Annotated in this window: 1 protein-coding gene; it reads left to right on the top strand. The window is 49.5% G+C overall.

Features of this window, described 5'->3' with window-relative positions:
* The coding region (locus tag H5S10_RS00165; RefSeq protein ID WP_267905322.1) for a hypothetical protein at positions 1–390 on the top strand (390 nt) is incomplete at both ends.

The raw sequence follows: 390 nt of genomic DNA, 5'->3' as shown, positions 1-390 counted from the left end.
AGGTACTTTCACTTGCACTTACGGAGGCTGAGGTACTTTCACTTGCACTCAACGATGTTGAGGCACTTTCGCTGGCGCTTACTGAAGCTGAGGTGCTTTCACTCGCACTTACCGAAGCAGAGGTACTTTCACTTGCACTTACAGATGCTGAAGTTGATTCACTCGCACTTACTGAAGCGGAGGTACTTTCACTCACACTCAACGATGTTGAGGTACTTTCGCTGGCGCTTACTGAAGCAGAGGTACTTTCACTTGCACTTACAGATGCTGAGGTGCTTTCGCTGGCGCTTACTGAAGCTGAGGTGCTTTCGCTCGCACTTACTGAAGCCGAAGTACTTTCGCTGGCGCTTACTAAAGCGGAGGTACTTTCACTTGCACTTACCGAAGCTG

Source organism: Limosilactobacillus balticus (genome assembly GCF_014145615.1).
GTDB classification, from domain to species: Bacteria; Bacillota; Bacilli; order Lactobacillales; family Lactobacillaceae; genus Limosilactobacillus; species Limosilactobacillus balticus.
Note: the sequence above shows the minus strand (reverse complement) of the source record. Positions and strands in the feature narration are given on the sequence as shown.